Source organism: Bradyrhizobium sp. ARR65 (assembly GCF_000472385.1).
Taxonomy (GTDB): domain Bacteria; phylum Pseudomonadota; class Alphaproteobacteria; order Rhizobiales; family Xanthobacteraceae; genus Bradyrhizobium.
Map to the genome: position 1 here is coordinate 34,534 of NZ_AWZU01000018.1, position 17,594 is coordinate 52,127.

Consider the following 17,594-nt stretch of genomic DNA (forward strand, 5'->3'; position numbering starts at 1 on the left):
CCGCACGAATTTTCGCGAGCGGTCGCGGATCGCCTCGCCGCGCCGTTCGCGAATCAAAGAACAATATCGCCAGGGGGACTCTAGGGGTAAGAGTCCAGACCGTGAACGTGAATCTTGTTGTGCAAAAAGTGGAACGGCGCGCGTTCCATTTTGATGAAAATGAATTCGTGCGTTCGGCATCAGTGCGATGCGATCAGGTCCGGTTGATTGCATCGGCGGTTCACTTTTCCCTTTGGGAGAGGTGAACCGAGTGCGCTGCGGCGCCGACTTGACGAGAGCTCCTCACATTCTAGCGGCCTGTTGAACCAAACCCGCCGTTGCCGCGCCCTGTGGACGACAGTGACATCACCGGAATGAGCTCGGCTTGCGCTACGGCGGCGATTACCATCTGCGCGATGCGCTCACCGCGGCGGATGGTGAAGGGCGCGCGGCCGTGATTGATCAAGAGCACGCAGATCTCGCCGCGATAATCCGCATCCACCGTGCCCGGCGCGTTCAGCACCGTCAGGCCATGCTTGGCGGCGAGCCCCGAGCGCGGCCGCACCTGGGCCTCATAGCCTTCCGGCAGCGCAATACTAAGGCCGGTCGGCACCATCGCGTATTGGCCCGGCTCGAGCACCAATGGCGCGCTCTCAGGAACCGCAGCCAGCAGATCTAGTCCGGCCGCATGCGCCGTCTGATAGGCGGGCAGCGGCAGGCCCTCGCCATGCGGCAGCCGCAGAACCTCGACTTTGATGATGCTGCTCATGCGGGCTTCCCCACCGCTTCGGCGACCTGCGCGACCAGCGCGACGGCGACCTCGTCCTTGGTCATGATCGGCCAGTCGTCGACACTGACCTCGGTACCATTGCGCCTGATCAGATGCACGGTGTTGCGGTCGCCGCCCATGACCCCGGTTGCGGGCGAAACGTCGTTGGCGACGATCCAATCACAGCCCTTGCGCTCCAGCTTGGCCTTGGCGTTGTCGATGAGATGTTCCGTTTCGGCGGCAAAACCAATGACGAGGTCCGGCCGCTTTTCCCTCAGTTTCGAGATGGTCGCCAGGATGTCGGGGTTTTCGACGAGCTCAAGCGGCGGCGGCGGCAGGTGACCTGAAGTCTTCTTCAGCTTCTGCCCGCCCTCATGCGCGACGCGCCAGTCGGCCACCGCGGCGGCGAAAATCGCGACATCCGCCGGCAGCGCCGCTTCCACACGCTCCAGCATCTGGCGGGCGGATTCCACATGCACCACCGCAACACCCTTGGGATCGTCGAGCTCGACCGGGCCCGCGATCAGCGTGACGTCGGCGCCGGCGGCGCGTGCGGCGGCGGCAATCGCAAAGCCCTGTTTGCCGGAGGAGCGGTTGGCGATGTAGCGCACGGGATCGATCGGCTCGTGCGTGGGGCCGGCCGTGACCAGCACGCGCTTGCCGTATAGCGGCTGCGGCGCCACAGGGCGCAGAAAGCGCTCCGCTGCGGCCGCGATTTCCAAGGGCTCGGCCATGCGGCCGACGCCGGCTTCGCCCGCTTCCGCCATCTCGCCAGTATTGGGGCCGATAAAGTGGATGCCGTCGCGCCTTAGCTGCTCGGCGTTGCGGCGCGTGGCCGCATTGCTCCACATCATCGGGTTCATCGCGGGCGCAAGCAGGATCGGCCGGCTCGCGGCGAGCAGAATGGCGCTGGCGAGATCGTCGGCATGGCCATGCGCCATCTTCGCCATCAGGTCAGCGGTCGCCGGCGCCACCACGATCAGGTCGCAGTCGCGAGCCAGGCGGATATGGCCGGCGTCGAACTCGCTCTCGGGGTCGAACAGGTCGGTATAAGCGCGCTCGCCGGAGAGGGCGCTGGCCGCAAGTGCAGTGACGAATTGCTGCGCCGCCTTGGTTAGCACGCAGCGCACGCGAATATGGCGCTCCTTCAGCCGCCGGATCAGGTCCAGCGCCTTATAGGCGGCGATTCCGCCACCGATAATTAGGGTGACGCGGGCCTCGCCCGCTGCACGGGCGGGCTGCGGAGATACAGCAGGCGCCGTCGCCGACGACGCCGGAGGGTCCGTCGCGGTCACCGGACTGTCCCCCAGATACTCGCGCAGGATCACCCGGACCTCTTCCTCGACCGAACGGCCATTCCTAGCCGAGCGCAGGCGGAGAGAAGCTTTGATGGCGTCGTCGAGCTTTCGGATGGTCAGGCTGGCCATGGCAGCTTCCGAGGTGGCGATGCCTGCAATGCTAGCACCACGATGATTGCAATGCAATCAAAGTCGCGTAACGGCAACGAGGATGCCGATGAAAGTGGCGGCAATGATCCAGAGCGCAATGGTGCGCCAGCGGGTCTTCCTGCTCTCGCTGCGGCCCATGGCGGCGATGGTTTCCGGTGACAGGTGGACCCCCTCGCGGGTCATGCGCTCGAGCTGCTCCAGCACGGCCACCGCGCGGCCGGCGATGATCGGCAGTCCCGCGAACACCCGCGCGAGCTCGCCGGCGCCGGTTGCCGCGGTCTGGATGCGCCCCACCGGGCCGAGATTGCGCTCGATCCATTCCCGCACCACCGGATCGGCGATCCGCCAGATGTCGAGCTTGGGATCGAAGCTGCGTGCCACGCCCTCGACCACCACCATGGTCTTCTGCAACAGGATCAGCTCGGGCCGGGTGCGCATGTCGAACAGGCCGGTGACCTCGAGCAGCAGCGTCAGCAGCCGCGCCATGGAGATTTCCTCGGCGGTGCGGTTGTGGATCGGTTCACCGATGGCGCGGATCGCTTGCGCGAAATTCTCGACTGAATGGTGTGGCGGCACGTAGCCGGCCTCGAAATGCACCTCCGCGACGCGCCGATAATCGCGGGTGATGAAGCCGAGCAGGATTTCGGCGAGAAAACGGCGCTCTTTGGTGCCGAGCCGGCCCATGATGCCGAAATCGACCGCCACCAGCCGCCCCTCATCGTCGAGGAACAGATTGCCCGGATGCATGTCGGCGTGGAAAAAGCCGTCGCGCAGCGCGTGACGCAAGAAGCTCTGGATCACCTTGCGGCCGAGATCGGGCAGGTCGACATTGGCCTGCAACAGGCGGGCATGATCCGACAGCGGGATGCCGTCGATCCACTCCATCGTCAGCACGTTGTGAGTGGTGCGGTCCCAGTCCACCGCGGGAACGCGGAAATCCGGATCTCCTTGGGTGTTTTCCGCCATCTCGGAGAGCGCGGCCGCTTCCAGCCGCAAATCCATCTCCATCGCGACCGAGCGCGACATCGTGTTGATGACCTCGACCAGCCGCAACCGCCGCGCCTCCGCCGAATGCGCCTCGGCCTTATGTGCGACAAAGAAGAAGTCGGAGAGATCGCGGCGGAAGCGGGAAGCCACATTCGGCCGCAGCACCTTGATCGCAACCGGGCGGCGCACCCCGTCGCGCAACACCTCGCCGCGATGCACCTGTGCGATCGAGGCCGCCGCGACCGCCGGACCGAAGCTGGCAAAGGCGTCCTTGATCGGCCGCTCCAGCGAGGCTTCAATCACAGCCTCGGCTTCGTCCTGCGGGAAGGGCGGCAGCCGGTCCTGCAAGCTTTCCAGGTCTCGCGCCAGCCCGACGCCGACCACGTCCGGGCGCGTCGCCAGAAACTGGCCGAGCTTCAAATAAGCGGGGCCCATCCGCTCCAACGCGCGCGACAGCCTGGGGCCGGATTTGGCGCCGCGCCGCTCGATCAGCCGCGCGATCTTGATCGCAAGCTGGCTTGGCGCCGGCACCAGCGCGGGGTCGACGACGCCGAACACGCCTTCGCGTGCCAGCACAAAAGTGGCGCGGGTCAGCCGCAAGACATGGGTTGCTGCTGAAATCACAAACGCCAGCCCGAATGCAATGCCACGATCCCCCCGGACAGCATTTGCCAGCCGACGCGCGAGAATCCGCCGGCGCGGATCATGTCGGCGAAAGCGGCGGGCTTGGGAAATCTGCGGATGGACTCGACGAGATACTGATAGGACTCGGCATCGCCCGTCACGACGCGGCCGAGCGGCGGGATCACCTTGAACGAGAATAAATCGTAAAGCCGATCGAGTCCCGGCACCTCGACGGTTGAAAATTCCAGGCACAGAAAGCGTCCGCCGGGCTTGAGCACGCGAAACGCCTCTTTCAGCGCCAGATCGATCCGCGGCACGTTACGGATGCCGAAGGCGATAGTGTAGCCGTCGAAACTGCGATCGGGAAAGGCGAGCGTCTCCGCGTTGCCGTCGACAAACGAGACGCGGTCGTCGAGATGCTGGAGAAGCGCACGTTCGCGCCCGACATTGAGCATATTCTCGTTGATGTCGCAGACGGTGGCATGAAAGCCGGCGCCGGAGGCTTTTGCCGCGCGAAAAGCGATGTCGCCGGTGCCGCCGGCCACATCGAGCAGCGCGAAGGGCGCATCGCTCTTCGGCGGATTGAGCGTGTTGATCATGATGTCCTTCCAGACCCGATGCAGGCCCATCGACATCAGATCGTTCATCAGGTCATAGCGCGAGGCCACGCTGTGAAACACCTGGTTGACCAGCGTCTGCTTGTCGCCCAGGGGCACGTCTCGAAAGCCGAAATGCGTGGTCTGGTCCGGTTGACTCATTGCTCGTGGTCCTGGAGGTGCCCCGCGGGATTCGATGCGGGCATAGGACATTTGGCCTGTCATTGCGAGCGCAGCGAGGCCACACTGGCTATGTCATTCCGGGATGCTGCGTTAGCACCAGACCCGGAATCTCGAGATTTTCGGGTTCGATGCCGGCACATCGGCCCGGAATGACGCCGTCCAAGACCGACTGCTTCCCCGCTTCGCTGCGCTCGCGACGACTGCGACTTGCCGGGACCATAGCGCGCCTGGCGCAATGGCGGTATCACGTCATCCACATAAGGTGAACGACAGAAAATGCCCGAATTGCCCGAGGTCGAAACCGTCCGCCGCGGCCTGCAGCCCGTGATGGAAGGGGCCAAAATTGTCAAGGCGGAAGCCCGCCGCAAGGACCTGCGATTTCCGTTTCAGAAGGATTTTGCCGCCCGCCTGCACGGCCAGACGGTCACCGGGCTGGGACGGCGGGCCAAATATCTGCTCGCTGATCTCGCCTCCGGCGACGTGCTGCTGATGCATTTGGGCATGTCCGGCTCGTTTCGCATCCGGAAAGCGGGCGAGGAGCAGGTACCCGGCCAGTTTCACCATCCGCGCGACAAGGACGAAACCCATGACCACGTGGTGTTTCACATGTCCTCCGGCGCGGATGTCGTCTTCAACGATCCGCGGCGCTTCGGCTACATGAAGATCATCGCGCGCAATGCGATCGACGAGGAGCCGCTCTTGCAGGGGCTCGGCCCCGAACCGCTCGGCAACGAATTCGATGCCGCGATGCTGGCGCGCGCCTGCGCCAACAAGAAAACCAGCCTGAAGGCGGCGCTGCTCGATCAGCGCGTGGTTGCGGGGCTCGGCAACATCTATGTGTGCGAGGCCCTGTACCGCGCTCATCTGTCGCCGCGCCGATTGGCGGCAACTCTTGCCACTAAGGCCGGACAACGCAAGAGCGTTGCCGGGGGCGAGCCCACCGAGCACGCGGCGCGTCTGGTGGAGGCGATCCACGCCGTCCTCAATGAGGCGATCAAGGCCGGCGGTTCATCGTTGCGAGATCACCGGCAGGCCAACGGCGACCTTGGCTATTTCCAGCATTCGTTTCAGGTCTACGATCGCGAAGGCGAAAAGTGCCAGACCAAGGGCTGCAGCGGCATCATCCGCCGCTTCACCCAGAACGGCCGCTCCACCTTCTGGTGCCCGAAGTGCCAGAAGTGAGCGCGGCTGGGGCGCCGACCTGCGCTTGCCGCGAGAGCGATCAGAGGGCATGAGATTAGGTTAAATCATCATCGCGCTCTAAATTTTGTTTGAGCATGATCTTTTCGGAAAACCGCTGCCCGCTTTTCCGGATCATGCTCTAGCGATAGAAGGCGCTGGGCGGAATGCCAAAATGCTTGCGGAACATGGCCGTGAAGGCACTCTGGCTCGCATAGCCGCTGTCGAACGCGACATCGATGATCTTTTCCCCGCGCGCAAGCCGCTGCAGGGCGAACAGGAGTCGCGCCTGCTGGCGCCACTGGCCGAAGGTCATACCGGTCTCCTTCGAGAACAGCCGGTGCAACGTCTTCGCCGTTACGCCGATCCGGTCCGCCCATTGCTGGGCGGTAGTGACATCGTCGGGCCTTGAGGTCAGGGCTTCGCAGATCGTTCGCAGGCGGATATCGCGCGGTGCAGGAAGATGCAGCGGGAGCGCATCGAACTTGCGCAGCTCGTCGAGCAGCAGAAGCAGAAGGCGCTCGTCGCGCGAACCTCTCTCGTAATCGATCGGCACGGCGACGGCTGCAACGATCAATTCGCGCAGCAGCGCGGAGACCGCGATGACGCAGCTCGTTCGCGGCAGATGCGGTGCCGCGTCCGGATCGACGAATACCGTGCGGATCTTCACCTCACCGCACATCTGCACTTCATGTTCGAGGTCGGCGGCGAGCCAGAGCGCACGATTCGGCGGCACGACCCAGGAGCCGGCGGCGGAGCGAACGATCATGACGCCTGTTATGGCGTGAAGAAGCTGGCCGCGTGGATGCGCGTGCAATCCCGTGGACGTGCCGCTCGGATAGTCGATCTCCATTGCCGCGATCGGCCGGGGAGTGGCGTGATAGTCGAGGTGACGCCTTATGAGATCGTCAAGCATGTCCCAATCTCGCTAGATCTCGTCATTCTACCGCGAGACCGATCGGATCGCGATTCGTTACCAGACAGGTCCGCCCACCGTCCCGCGAGGTCTCATGCTCAAGCGCAATTTAGCCTTTCTCTATCCCTTTTTTGCCATCGTCCTGTGGGCGGGAAATGTCATCGTCTCGCGGCTGTCCGCGCACGCCATTGGTCCGCAGGCCATCACCTTCTATCGCCTGCTGCTGGCGGTTCTCTTGATGAGTCTGTTCGTCGCAGGCCCCGCGTGGCGCAACCGGCAGGCGGTCTGGCCCCATCTCGGTCAGTTCGTCATTCTCGGCTTTCTCGCCATGTGCCTGTTCCAGAGCTTGTCCTATCTGGCGGCGGAAACGACGACGGCGACGAATATGGCGGTCTTCACGGCACTGACGCCGCTACTGAGCGTCGGCCTCAGTGCGCTGCTGCTCGGCGAGCCGCCGACCATAGGCATGGTCGGCGGCGGCTTTTTGTCGCTGGCGGGCCTCGTCTATCTCGTCAGCAGCGGCACCCCCGGAGCGCTCCTGCACGAGGGTGTTCATGTCGGCGACCCCCTCATGCTGCTGGCGGCCGTCGTCTATGCGCTTTACGGGGTGTTGCTGAAACGCTGGAATCTCGGCGTGACCGGCTGGGAATCGACCTATCTGCAGGCGCTATGTGCGCTGGCGATCATGTTTCCCGCCTTTCTTGCGACGCCGGCGCCGCTGCGCCAGCTCAATCGGGACACCCTGCCGTTGATCGCCTACGCCGGCGGACTGGCCTCGGTGGTGCTGCCGTTCTTGTGGGTCCGCGGCGTTCACCAACTCGGACCCAACCGTTGTGCCGTGTTCATGAACCTGCTGCCCGTGCTTACGGCAGCCGGCGCGATCGTCATGCTCGGTGAGCCGATTCGGTCCTATCACATCGTCGGCGGCGGCCTCGCGCTGCTCGGCGTCGCCGTTGCGCAGATCGTCAGGCGCCCGTTGCTTCGCCGCGCCGCGCTGGCGGTCGAGTAAGATACGCGCTTTGCGCAGCGATAGCGCGCGCTAAAGGCAGGCGTCCCAGGATGGGTCGATGTCGCGCCATGCCGGAAGCGGCGGGACCACGGGCGCGGTCGGCCGCACGGGTGTCTCTCCGAACACGAATCGGAACGGCTCCTCCCTGAATTCGCCCGCAGCTTCTTCCCCGGCCACCATTGAGCCGTGCAGGCGGTTGTCGATCCACCTCCACAATTCGCGGATTTCCGCGGCGGATTTGCCTGATGGCGCGTATTCGCTCACGGCAAGGCCGGCAGCGAGCGCGTCCTGGTGGTCGTTGCGCATCACGATGAAAGGCTGTGCCAGCACCTCGGCCAGATCGCGCGGCGCCCGCTCGTCGAGCACCGAGGTCGCGTCGTTCACGCGATGGCCGCCGCGAATCGGCGTCTGGTTGAGGACGAAGGCGAACGGGGTGCGCCAGGCGCGGGCCACGGCCAGCGTCGGCACCATCGCCTCGATGTCGGCGACACTAGGGCGCGCAGGAATGATGCAGAGGTCGGAGTAGCGGATGGCCGCCGTGGTCGCGGCATTGGTGCCGCTCGCGGTATCGATCACGGTGAGCGTCACACCGCCGCGTTCCAGCGCCTGCAAGCGCTGCTCGATATCCCGGGCATCGTAGACGGCCTCGACGATCGGTTCGGCCAGGCCGCGGCGAGCCTGCCAGTTCGAGAGCGTGCCCTGTTTGTCAGTCTCGATCAGTCGGACGTTGTGCCTGGCGTCCCTCGCCGCCAGCGCGAGCCCAATGGCGAGCGTACTCTTGCCGCTGCCACCCTTTTGGGTGGCCAAAACGATCGTATACATAGAGGTATCCTTAGGAGTTTACGGGGTTTTGCGGATACGCCACACTGAGCTGCATCGCCTTTCGCGATGCCGAGCGATTCTCGCTCAGGACGTTCCGGCCCGATCCCAAGGAGAGGGAGATCGCGGTAGTCCGATTCGCTAATGGCCGAGGATGACTGATTATGGCAGTCGTGACAACTCCGTACGAGTACGATCGTGCGTGATATCGCGGCTGCGCTACCTGGAGCACGAAGATAGAGCGGGCTGACTAGTCCAAGACCACTCATCCCGCGGTGAGAAGATTGATGGAAACTCCGACTCTCGAGACCCGGCGACTGATCCTGCGACCGCTTGCGCTATCGGACGCGCCAGCGATTCAACGTCACTTCAACAACTGGAACATCATCAAGAACCTGGCGACGATCGTTCCCTGGCCCTATCCGGCTGATGGCGCCGAGACCTTCATCAAACGCGAGCTGGAGAAGATCGCCTCCGGCGAGGAGATCTATCAATGGGTCCTGGTGCTGCGCTCGGGCGATGGGGAGGCAATCGGGAATTTTCGTTTCGAGCCGCGGGCGGACCTTCCGAACGGCAGCCGCGGCTTTTGGCTGGCGGAGCCGTACTGGAACCAGGGCCTGATGACCGAGGCGGTAGCGGCGGTCGACGACTTCGTATTCGGCACGCTGCGGCTTGAGCGCTTTTACGCCTGCAACGTGGTCACCAACGTGGCCTCGCGCCGGGTAAAGGAAAAGACCGGGGCGAGATTCATCGGCTATGTCGAGCTGCAGAACCACAGCGGCCAAAAGGTCTCGGAGAAGTGGGAAGTCACCCGCGAAAGCTGGCTGGCCCGGCAGGCGCATCAGAAAGGCCGGAAATGACGGTCAGCCGGCGGAATCCGATGGGCATGGTCTCTCGACGCGAGCGGCGGCTGGTGGCAGTGCCATCAATGCTGCTGTCGCCAGCTTCGGCTTATGGCAGCGCTTTCGCGCGCACCGTGCTCTGCGCGCGCTGAACATTCGCGCGGCAGCGTTCTGCCGAACCCGTCATCCGGCGAGGCAATCGCCGCGATGAGGGGCATCAGCGCGACCATCAACCAAATGAACGAGATTGCCACCGCGATTGCCAGCGCCGTGTAAGAACAGGGCTCCGCCACCCAGGAGATCGCGCGCAACGTGCAGCAGGCGGCGCTTGGCACCAGCGAAATCTCGTCCCGGACGTGGCGAGGAATTGCCTACTTCCGCACACAGATCACGCGGACTACGGCAGCCTTGGCGTCTGTCGACAAGCCATTCGCCTCAATGCCATTCGCCTTGAGAAAAGCGCGAACCGCATCCGGCGAGACCAGCACCGCCTGGGCTGCAGCCGTGGCGTTCGATGGCCCAGCAATGGTCGCCGGCTTCAGCAGCGCGATGCCGGCAAACTTGCCCGCATCATTGAGTGCTGCGGCACCGGAAAAGCCGAACCCTGGCACCGGGGACAGCGCGGCATCGCTGGAATCCCCGACTTGCGAGCGCTGCGCCTTGATGACGCTCACCGCCGCGCCGCCACCCTGGCTTTGCGGATCGGCAATGCCGATCACGTCAACGGCCGTTGCTGCTGCACTGCTCGCCAGTGACAAAGGTTTCAAGCTGCGCGCGCCATAGATATGCAACAGCGCAAGCCCGCGCTCGCGGTCGTCGGCTACGCGGTCGGCATGGCCGAAGCCCGGAATGGTGATGGCGATGCAGCCGTCGGTGACCTCGCGGTCCGTCACGATCGCGCCGTCGTCGCTGACGATAACGCCTGTGCCGTATTCGACCGTCCGGCGCGGCGGTGGACCTCCGACTTGCACGGCGGGCGGAAACGCATTGAACGCGCTCGACATCGCGATCACCACGGGCTCGACGGTATTTTCGGTCGCCTGGTCGTAGAGGATGGTCATGATGCGGACTTCATCGTCCTTGAAAGTGCCGCGCACATAAAACTTCTTCAGGCCCTGCAGGCCGGAGAGAACAAAGAAGTCCGGCTTGACCACGGTATAGTCGACGCTGCGCCCTGCCGGCTCCTTCTTTTCGCGGTCAGCGAGCTTTGTGGTGGTGGGATTAGCTTCCTTGCGCCGGGTCAACAGGAGCTGGATGGTGCCGGTCGGCGAACTCCATTTGCTGCCGGTGGCGTCGCTCGATTGTTGCGGCACCAATTTTGTGGGGATGCCGAGGCGCGCGCCGGTGACGGGATCGGTGACGATCTTCCAGCCGACATTCTCCTGGCGTCGCCGCGCGGTCTCGGCGAGCGCGCTGCGTTCCTGCGGATTGAGTACACCGGTCGGCTTGCCGCCGCGGGACTTCTGGTATTCCTTAATCGCGGCGACCATGCGCTCGCTGACGTCGCCGGTGATCGCGCCGTTATATTCGCCGACCCAGGCGAGGTCGGATTGCAGCGCCAGCCGTTCCGCCTGCGCCATGGCGTTGGCGCTGTCGGTCGGCGTCTGCACGGCAGGGCGGACCGGCGTGGTCGCCACCTGTTTCGGCTTGGCGCCGACGGTGCTCGGCTGGGTCACCTGCGCCTGTGCAAGAACGGTCGAGGTCAGGAAGACCATTGCGGCGAGCATCGCTCTCATGACAAATCCGGCAGGCGATTGAACTTGCTCTGGCTTAAGCACATCTCGTTGGTCGGCAATGACAGCGCCAGGGTTCATGGAAAACTCGGTAGCCTCATCATGAGGAGCGGCAGGCGAACAAGGTAAGGAGTAGCAAGACCATGTTCAGCGAGGAAGAACTCGAGCGCTACGCCCGTCACATCGTGCTGCGCGAGGTCGGCGGTCCCGGGCAGGCCGCTCTGAAGGAGGCCTCCGTGCTGGTGATCGGCGCCGGCGGCCTGGGCGCGCCCGCGCTGATGTATCTGGCCGCGGCCGGTGTCGGCGCGCTTGGTGTGGTCGATGACGACGTGGTCTCGTTATCCAATCTGCAGCGCCAGATCATTCACACCACGCCCGATATCGGCCGACGCAAGGTCGACACTGCGGCCGAGCGCATCCATGCGCTCAACCCGCATGTCCGCTTCGCCGCCCATGCCACCTGGCTCAAGGCGGACAACGCGCTCGACCTCATCGGTGGCTATGATCTCGTGCTCGACGGCTCCGACAATTTTGAAACGCGCTATCTGGTTTCCGATGCCTGCTTCCTCGCTGCGAAACCGCTGATCACGGCCGCGCTCGGGACTTTCGACGGCTCGCTCACCACCATCCGGGCGCACGAGAAGAACGAGAACGGCGAGTTCAACCCGACCTATCGCTGCCTGTTTCCCGAGCCGCCGCCGCCCGGCACCGTGCCGCCTTGCGTCGAAGCGGGCGTCATGGGCGCGCTCGCGGGCATGCTGGGTTCGATGATGGCGCTGGAGGCCATCCGCGAGATCGTCGGCTTCGGCGACGGCCTGGTCGGACGGCTGTTGATGGTGGACGCGCGCACCATGCGTTTTGAAACGCTCCGCTATGCGCGCGATCCGAACAATCCGCTCAACGGCGATGGGCTCACCATCACCGATCTCAGCGCGCATGTGTGATCTCCTTCTCCCCGTCCTTCACGGGGAGAGGCGAGGGAGTTCGCGGCACCAGCACCGCCTCACGCTTTCACATCACGCCGTCAGCGGGCGCTCGCTGTCCATGTGCACGAGCTGCGATTCCGGATAACGCTCGCCGGCAGCGATGCCGGGCGGGAAGGTCTTGGCGAGTGCGGCGAGATCGTCCCGCGTCAGCACGACATCCAGCGCGCCAAGCGCTTCCGTCAGCCGGTCGCGGCGGCGGGCGCCGATTAGCGGCACGATGTCAGCGCCTTGCGCGGCCACCCAGGCGATCGCGAGCTGCGCGGGCGTGGCACCGATGTCTTCCGCGATTGCGCGCAGTTTCTCGACAAGCGTGAGATTGGCATCGAGATTGGCGCCCTGAAAGCGTGGGCTCATCTTGCGAAAATCCGCTTGCCCCGAACGGTCCTTCGACCAGTGACCGCTGATCAGTCCGCGCGACAGCACGCCATAGGCTGTGATGCCGATGCCGAGTTCGCGGCAGGTTTTGAGGATCTCGCTCTCGATGCCGCGTGAGACCAGGGAGTATTCGATCTGCAGATCCGAAATCGGATGGACCGCATGCGCGCGGCGGATGGTCTCCGAGCCGACCTCGGACAGTCCGATATGTTTGACATAGCCGGCCTTGATCATGTCGGCGATGGCGCCCACGGTCTCTTCGATAGGCACCGACGGATCGAGCCGCGCCGGGCGATAGATGTCGATGTGGTCGACGCCGAGGCGTTGCAGCGAATAGGCGAGGAAATTGCGCACGGCGACCGGGCGGCTGTCATAACCGAACCAGCCCTTGGCCGGATCGCGCAACGCGCCGAACTTGACCGAGATCTGCAAGGAATCGCGGTCACGGCCGGCGAGCGCTTCGCGGATCAGCATTTCATTGTGGCCCATGCCATAGAAATCGCCGGTGTCGAGCAGGGTGATGCCCGCATCCAGCGCGGCATGAATGGTCGCGATGCTCTCGCTGCGGTCGGCGGGGCCATAGAAATCCGACATGCCCATGCAGCCGAGGCCGATCGCCGACACGCTGGGGCCGGTCGAACCGAGTTTGCGTTTCTCCATCGTGGCTCTCCTCGAAATGGCGGGCCAATGCCCGCAGTTGAAGTTGCCGTTGATATGAGGGTCTGTTATTGCGCCGATAAGCTGGACAATGCTGAACATCTTGTTCAGTATACCGAACAATGATCGATTTCGATTACCGCGATCTCGCGGCCTTTGTCGCCGTCGCCCGCACCCGCAATTTCCGCCGCGCGGCCCGCGAGCAGGGGGTCTCGACCTCCAGCCTCAGCCAGCGGCTACGCGATCTTGAGGAGCGGCTTGGCGTGCGCCTCCTAAACCGCACCACCCGCAGTGTCGCGGTCACCGAAGCCGGCGAAATGCTCCTGGCGCGCGTGGGGCCGGCAATGACCGAGGTGAACGAGGCGCTGGAACGCGTGCGCGGCCTGCGAGAAGGGCCATCGGGGCGGCTCCGCATCAACGCGCCGCCGCCGGCGGTCGACCTGGTGTTGGCGCCGATGGTCGGTTCGTTCCTGCGGGCCTACCCCAAAATCGACCTGGAGATCGTCGCCGAGAGCACGTTCGTCGACATCGTCGACGCCGGCTTCGATGCCGGCGTACGCTATGGCGAGCATCTCGCGCAGGACATGATCGCGGTGGCGCTCGGCCCGCCGCAGCGCTACGCTGTGGTGGCTTCGCCGCAATATGTTGCGCAGCATGGAACGCCGACCGAACCGAACGACCTCCTCGATCACCCCGCGATCCGTACCCGCTTTGGCAGCGGCACCATGCTGGATTGGGAATTCGAGAGGGCGGGTCGGATCGTCAAAGTGTCGCCGCCGGCAAGGCTGACCGCGGTCTATCAGCCGCTGGCGCTGCGGGCGGCCATCGATGGCGTCGGATTCTGGATGACGTTCGAGGGCTGGGTCCGCGAGGCGGTGAAGTCGGGCGCGCTGGTGAGCGTGCTCGAGGAATGGTGTCCGCCATTTCCGGGGCCGTTTCTCTATTACCCGAGCCGTCGCCAGCCACCGCCCGCGCTCGCCGCGTTCGTCGCCTTCGTCGGCGAATGGCGCAAGCAGGAGCGGCGGAGCGGGAAGTCGCAATAGGTGCCGCAAACTCGTCCCGGAGAAGCCACCCGGTGGCTTGGCCGGGACGACGGCTTATTTCACAGCATGCTGGGCAGCACGCGATCCGGCGGTTTGTGATTGTCGAGAAAGGTGCGGATGTTGATGATGACCTTCTCGCCCATCTCGACGCGGCCCTCGATCGTGGCCGAGCCCATATGCGGCAGCAGCGTCACCTTGCCGGCTTTCGCAAGGCGCACGAACTTCGGGTTGACCGCAGGTTCGTTCTCGAACACGTCGAGGCCTGCGCCCCCGATGTCGCCGGCTTCGATCAGCTTGACCAACGTATCCTCGTCGATGATCTCGCCGCGCGCGGTGTTGACGATATAGGCGTCCTTGCGGATCAGTTTGAGGCGCCGCGCCGAAAGCAGGTGGAACGTCGCCGGCGTGTGCGGACAGTTCACCGAAATGATGTCCATCCGCGCCAGCATCTGGTCGAGGCTTTCCCAATAGGTCGCCCCGAGTTCCTCGGCGATGCGGGGCGCTACGGGACGGCGGTTGTGGTAATGAATCTGCAGGCCGAAAGCGCGGGCGCGCCGCGCCACCGCCTGCCCGATGCGGCCCATGCCGACGATGCCGAGCCGCTTTCCTCCGATGCGATGGCCGAGCATCCAGGTCGGTGACCAGCCCGGCCAGTTCCGCCCCTCGGTCAGAATCAGCGAGCCTTCGATCATCCGCCGCGGCACCGCCAGGATCAGCGCCATGGTCATGTCGGCGGTGTCTTCGGTCAGAACCTTTGGCGTGTTGGTGACGGTGATGCCGCGCGCATGCGCCGCCGCGACGTCGATATTGTCGACGCCGTTGCCGAAATTGGCGATCAGCCTGAGCTTGCAGTCGGCCGCGTTGAGAAGGTCGGAGGTGATCTCGTCGGTGACGGTCGGCACCAGCACATCGGCGGTGCGCGCCGCTTCCGCGAGCTGCTCGGCCGTCATCGGTGTATCGTCGAGATTGAGCCGCGCGTCGAACAATTCGCGCATGCGGGTCTCGATCGTATCCGGCAGCTTGCGTGTGACGACAACAAGAGGTTTTTTCTTACCCGACATGGCCTGCACTCATGAGGCCGTTCAGACCTCATTAACCCGGTTGTTCGACACTGCCATGGCCGCTTGGTCCCGGCGTTTCCTGGGGTTCCCGATCTGCCTCAGGTCGTCAGAGGGCCTCGGGCGCGTCTTGGCGCTAAGGTGTTCCGTCCTCTCTAGCAGAAGGCGGGGCCAAGACAAGAACCCCGCGCGCGGGGAGAGGCCTGCGTTAGCCTGGGCCGTGGCGGGGACTTAAGGGGATCTGGCGCAGATTGCTGCAATTCGGCTCGCAAGAATTGAATTGCGCTAATCTCGGCAGGAGACGAGTGGAATGGCGTTGGGGCGTTTCTGTTTGGTCGCGGTGCTCGTTGGCGGTTGGCTGGGAGCTTCGGTCACGACAGGTTTTTCGGCGAAGGATACGGTCGTCACCACGAGCGGGCTGCCCGTTCCGCGCTATGTCAGCTTGAAATCCGACCATGTGAATGTCCGCGCCGGCCCGACCAAGGACAATGATGTGGCCTGGGTCTACACGCGCGCTGGACTGCCGGTTGAAGTCACCGCGGAGTTCGAGAATTGGCGGCGCGTGCGTGACTCCGAAGGTTCCGAGGGCTGGGTCTATCACTCGCTGCTGTCCGGGCGCCGCACGGCGGTCGTCACCATGAAGCACAAGGATGATCTCGCCGCGCTGCACGAGAGCGCCGATACGGCGAGCGCGGTGACCGCACGCCTGCAGGCGGGCGTCATCGCCCAAGTCAAGAAATGCGATTCCCACTGGTGCCACGTCGCCGGCAATGGCTTTGACGGCTGGATCGAGCAGCAGCGGCTCTGGGGCGTTTATGCCGACGAGCATGTGAATTGACGCAGCTCCAGCGCGTCATTCCGGGGCGATGCATAAGCATCCAACCCAGAACCTTGAGACTCGGGGTTTGGTTCGGAGCCTGTCATCGGGCCGCGCTTTACGCGGACCCGTTGGCGCCGGCCCGGAATGACGGCAAGCTACAGCGATATAACCGATAGCAGAGACAGCTCAGCGCTTTTTGCGCAGGCGCACCACCATGTCGATGCGCGAGATCTCGTAGCCGTCGGGCACGTCGGGTATTTTCGACAGCGCCAAATGCGGGTCGGGAATGTCGACCAACTCGTGATTGTGCTCGAGATAGAAGTGGTGATGGGTGGTGACGTTGGTATCGAAATAGGTCTTGGTCCCATCCACACTGACCTGACGCAGCAGGCCGGCATCGGTCAGTTGGTTGAGAGTGTTGTAGACGGTCGCGAGCGACACCGGCACTTTCGCGAGCGTCGCCTCCTCATACAGCATTTCTGCAGTGAGGTGACGGGCGCCCTTGCCGAACAGCAGCCATCCCAGCGCCATGCGCTGTCGCGTCGGGCGCAGGCCCGCCGACTGCAGCATTTCGTTGACATCGTGCCAAGGGCAGCCGTTCAAAGCCGGCTGCCGGCCCTTCTCTGGGGCCGCGAGAGGAGCGGTCTCGTCGTTCAAACGCGCCGCCTTTTCGTTCATTTCCACGTCAGGCACCGGGCTGGAGAGTTCAGACTATCGCCCCGCAATATAAGAAGGAAATTCGCCAGATGCAAGTTTTTCGCAACTAGAAAGCGGCCAGCTCCCCCTTTCGGAACTATAAGCCCGATGCGGCGATTTAGCTGTTGTTGCCGAGCTTTGCCCTCCGCGGGGCCTGTGTTAGAGAGCGCGCGGACCCGATCACCGATATCGGCGCAGGCGTGTACAAGCGTGTCGTGACACTCTGATGTAGCTGCACCGGTTAAGCGACGATCCGGTGGGCTTCCCACGCGATTTGGGGTCCGTTTCGCGGAAAACTGCTCGATCGAGGATTTTAGAGGAGAGGCGACCTGGCATGCTGCAACGGCGCTCCGGTTACGAATACGAGGATTTGCTGGCCTGCGCCCGCGGCGAGATATTCGGCCCCGGCAACGCACAATTACCGCTGCCGCCAATGCTGATGTTCGACCGCATCACCGAGATCAGCGATACCGGCGGTGAGTTCGGCAAGGGCCTGGTGCGTGCCGAACTCGACGTCAAGCCGGACCTCTGGTTCTTCGGCTGCCATTTCAAGAATGACCCCGTCATGCCCGGCTGCCTCGGTCTCGATGCGCTGTGGCAGATGGTCGGCTTCTATCTCGGTTGGATCGGCGGCGAGGGTCGCGGCCGCGCGCTGGGCTTGAGTGAATTGAAGTTCGGTGGCCAGGTGCTGCCGGACGCGCGGAAGGTTGTGTACAACGTCGACATCAAGCGCGTGATGCGCTCAAAGCTGGTGCTGGGGATCGCCGACGGGTGGCTTTCCGTGGACGGCCAGATTATCTATCGCGCCAAGGATTTGAAGGTCGGACTGTTCAAGCAAGGCACCGCGCCGGGTTGAACGTTGAACCGGGAAACGT

The 17,594-nt window shown here is 64.1% G+C and carries 17 protein-coding genes; 7 read left to right on the plus strand and 10 right to left on the minus strand.

Annotated elements, in window-relative coordinates; genetic code table 11:
• Window positions 1-289 precede the first annotated feature (289 nt).
• Genes dut through ubiE form a run of 4 tightly spaced genes read right to left on the minus strand, consistent with a single transcriptional unit; the run spans window position 290 to window position 4,565 of the window.
• Window positions 290-748 carry a dUTP diphosphatase gene (dut, locus tag F758_RS0120165; RefSeq protein WP_024509567.1) on the minus strand — a complete coding sequence of 153 codons (459 nt, stop codon included), beginning with the start codon at window positions 746-748 and terminating at the stop codon, window positions 290-292.
• Window positions 745-2,175: a bifunctional phosphopantothenoylcysteine decarboxylase/phosphopantothenate--cysteine ligase CoaBC gene (coaBC, locus tag F758_RS0120170; protein ID WP_024509568.1), complete on the minus strand. Its 1,431-nt coding sequence runs from the start codon at window positions 2,173-2,175 to the stop codon at window positions 745-747. The genes dut and coaBC overlap by 4 nt, the downstream gene beginning before the upstream one ends.
• 57 nt (window positions 2,176-2,232) lie before the next feature.
• Complete coding sequence (gene ubiB / locus F758_RS0120175) at window positions 2,233-3,807, minus strand: 2-polyprenylphenol 6-hydroxylase (RefSeq protein ID WP_024509569.1); 1,575 nt, start codon at window positions 3,805-3,807, stop codon at window positions 2,233-2,235.
• Window positions 3,804-4,565: a bifunctional demethylmenaquinone methyltransferase/2-methoxy-6-polyprenyl-1,4-benzoquinol methylase UbiE gene (gene ubiE / locus F758_RS0120180; protein WP_024509570.1), complete on the minus strand. Its 762-nt coding sequence runs from the start codon at window positions 4,563-4,565 to the stop codon at window positions 3,804-3,806. Before ubiE ends, ubiB begins: the two co-directional genes overlap by 4 nt.
• A gap of 297 nt (window positions 4,566-4,862) precedes the next feature.
• Here ubiE and mutM point away from each other — a divergent pair, with 297 nt between their 5' ends.
• On the plus strand, window positions 4,863-5,768 hold the full coding sequence (gene mutM / locus F758_RS0120190) for a bifunctional DNA-formamidopyrimidine glycosylase/DNA-(apurinic or apyrimidinic site) lyase (protein WP_024509571.1): 906 nt from the start codon (window positions 4,863-4,865) through the stop codon (window positions 5,766-5,768).
• 139 nt (window positions 5,769-5,907) lie between these two features.
• Here mutM and F758_RS0120195 read toward each other — a convergent pair whose 3' ends face one another.
• Window positions 5,908-6,681, minus strand: coding sequence for an AraC family transcriptional regulator (locus tag F758_RS0120195; protein WP_024509572.1), 774 nt, complete (start codon window positions 6,679-6,681; stop codon window positions 5,908-5,910).
• Between the two features lie 94 nt (window positions 6,682-6,775).
• On the opposite strand from F758_RS0120195, the gene F758_RS0120200 reads away from it, so the two are divergent.
• Window positions 6,776-7,690: a DMT family transporter gene (locus F758_RS0120200; protein ID WP_024509573.1), complete on the plus strand. Its 915-nt coding sequence runs from the start codon at window positions 6,776-6,778 to the stop codon at window positions 7,688-7,690.
• Window positions 7,691-7,720: 30 nt separating this feature from the next.
• On the opposite strand, the gene F758_RS44250 is transcribed toward F758_RS0120200, so the two are convergent.
• A complete protein-coding gene (locus F758_RS44250) occupies window positions 7,721-8,512 on the minus strand; it encodes a nucleotide-binding protein (protein WP_024509574.1) in 792 nt (263 codons plus the stop codon).
• Between the two features lie 284 nt (window positions 8,513-8,796).
• Here F758_RS44250 and F758_RS0120210 point away from each other — a divergent pair, with 284 nt between their 5' ends.
• On the plus strand, window positions 8,797-9,369 hold the full coding sequence (locus tag F758_RS0120210; protein WP_024509575.1) for a GNAT family N-acetyltransferase: 573 nt from the start codon (window positions 8,797-8,799) through the stop codon (window positions 9,367-9,369).
• A 353-nt stretch (window positions 9,370-9,722) separates the two neighbouring features.
• Here F758_RS0120210 and F758_RS0120220 read toward each other — a convergent pair whose 3' ends face one another.
• Window positions 9,723-11,087: a serine protease gene (locus tag F758_RS0120220; protein WP_024509577.1), complete on the minus strand. Its 1,365-nt coding sequence runs from the start codon at window positions 11,085-11,087 to the stop codon at window positions 9,723-9,725.
• A gap of 140 nt (window positions 11,088-11,227) precedes the next feature.
• On the opposite strand from F758_RS0120220, the gene F758_RS0120225 reads away from it, so the two are divergent.
• A complete protein-coding gene (locus tag F758_RS0120225; protein ID WP_024509578.1) occupies window positions 11,228-12,028 on the plus strand; it encodes a HesA/MoeB/ThiF family protein in 801 nt (266 codons plus the stop codon).
• A 72-nt stretch (window positions 12,029-12,100) separates the two neighbouring features.
• On the opposite strand, the gene F758_RS0120230 is transcribed toward F758_RS0120225, so the two are convergent.
• Entirely contained in the window at window positions 12,101-13,105 is a 1,005-nt protein-coding gene (locus tag F758_RS0120230; protein ID WP_024509579.1) for an aldo/keto reductase, read from the minus strand.
• 119 nt (window positions 13,106-13,224) lie between these two features.
• On the opposite strand from F758_RS0120230, the gene F758_RS0120235 reads away from it, so the two are divergent.
• A complete protein-coding gene (locus tag F758_RS0120235) occupies window positions 13,225-14,145 on the plus strand; it encodes a LysR family transcriptional regulator (protein ID WP_024509580.1) in 921 nt (306 codons plus the stop codon).
• A gap of 59 nt (window positions 14,146-14,204) precedes the next feature.
• On the opposite strand, the gene F758_RS0120240 is transcribed toward F758_RS0120235, so the two are convergent.
• A complete protein-coding gene (locus F758_RS0120240; RefSeq protein WP_024509581.1) occupies window positions 14,205-15,206 on the minus strand; it encodes a 2-hydroxyacid dehydrogenase in 1,002 nt (333 codons plus the stop codon).
• A gap of 307 nt (window positions 15,207-15,513) precedes the next feature.
• On the opposite strand from F758_RS0120240, the gene F758_RS0120250 reads away from it, so the two are divergent.
• Window positions 15,514-16,041, plus strand: a complete 528-nt coding sequence (locus F758_RS0120250) for an SH3 domain-containing protein (protein WP_024509583.1) — start codon at window positions 15,514-15,516, stop codon at window positions 16,039-16,041.
• Between the two features lie 168 nt (window positions 16,042-16,209).
• Here the strand turns inward: F758_RS0120250 and irrA are convergent, their stop codons facing one another.
• The gene (gene irrA / locus F758_RS0120255) at window positions 16,210-16,701 is read right to left on the minus strand and encodes an iron response transcriptional regulator IrrA (RefSeq protein WP_024509584.1); all 492 of its coding nucleotides are present in this window, start codon (window positions 16,699-16,701) and stop codon (window positions 16,210-16,212) included.
• A 352-nt stretch (window positions 16,702-17,053) separates the two neighbouring features.
• Here irrA and fabA point away from each other — a divergent pair, with 352 nt between their 5' ends.
• A complete protein-coding gene (gene fabA, locus F758_RS0120260; RefSeq protein WP_024509585.1) occupies window positions 17,054-17,575 on the plus strand; it encodes a 3-hydroxyacyl-[acyl-carrier-protein] dehydratase FabA in 522 nt (173 codons plus the stop codon).
• Window positions 17,576-17,594: the final 19 nt, after the last annotated feature.

Excerpts from the sequence above, each read along its gene's own strand:
- dut (WP_024509567.1), bottom strand. The coding sequence starts at position 748 with ATGAGCAGCATCATCAAAGTCGAGGTTCTGCGGCTGCCGCATGGCGAG.
- coaBC (WP_024509568.1), bottom strand. The coding sequence starts at position 2,175 with ATGGCCAGCCTGACCATCCGAAAGCTCGACGACGCCATCAAAGCTTCT.
- ubiE (WP_024509570.1), bottom strand. The coding sequence starts at position 4,565 with ATGAGTCAACCGGACCAGACCACGCATTTCGGCTTTCGAGACGTGCCC.
- mutM (WP_024509571.1), top strand. The coding sequence starts at position 4,863 with ATGCCCGAATTGCCCGAGGTCGAAACCGTCCGCCGCGGCCTGCAGCCC.
- F758_RS0120195 (WP_024509572.1), bottom strand. The coding sequence starts at position 6,681 with ATGCTTGACGATCTCATAAGGCGTCACCTCGACTATCACGCCACTCCC.
- F758_RS0120200 (WP_024509573.1), top strand. The coding sequence starts at position 6,776 with ATGCTCAAGCGCAATTTAGCCTTTCTCTATCCCTTTTTTGCCATCGTC.
- F758_RS44250 (WP_024509574.1), bottom strand. The coding sequence starts at position 8,512 with ATGTATACGATCGTTTTGGCCACCCAAAAGGGTGGCAGCGGCAAGAGT.
- F758_RS0120210 (WP_024509575.1), top strand. The coding sequence starts at position 8,797 with ATGGAAACTCCGACTCTCGAGACCCGGCGACTGATCCTGCGACCGCTT.
- F758_RS0120220 (WP_024509577.1), bottom strand. The coding sequence starts at position 11,087 with ATGAGAGCGATGCTCGCCGCAATGGTCTTCCTGACCTCGACCGTTCTT.
- F758_RS0120225 (WP_024509578.1), top strand. The coding sequence starts at position 11,228 with ATGTTCAGCGAGGAAGAACTCGAGCGCTACGCCCGTCACATCGTGCTG.
- F758_RS0120230 (WP_024509579.1), bottom strand. The coding sequence starts at position 13,105 with ATGGAGAAACGCAAACTCGGTTCGACCGGCCCCAGCGTGTCGGCGATC.
- F758_RS0120235 (WP_024509580.1), top strand. The coding sequence starts at position 13,225 with ATGATCGATTTCGATTACCGCGATCTCGCGGCCTTTGTCGCCGTCGCC.
- F758_RS0120240 (WP_024509581.1), bottom strand. The coding sequence starts at position 15,206 with ATGTCGGGTAAGAAAAAACCTCTTGTTGTCGTCACACGCAAGCTGCCG.
- F758_RS0120250 (WP_024509583.1), top strand. The coding sequence starts at position 15,514 with ATGGCGTTGGGGCGTTTCTGTTTGGTCGCGGTGCTCGTTGGCGGTTGG.
- irrA (WP_024509584.1), bottom strand. The coding sequence starts at position 16,701 with ATGAACGAAAAGGCGGCGCGTTTGAACGACGAGACCGCTCCTCTCGCG.
- fabA (WP_024509585.1), top strand. The coding sequence starts at position 17,054 with ATGCTGCAACGGCGCTCCGGTTACGAATACGAGGATTTGCTGGCCTGC.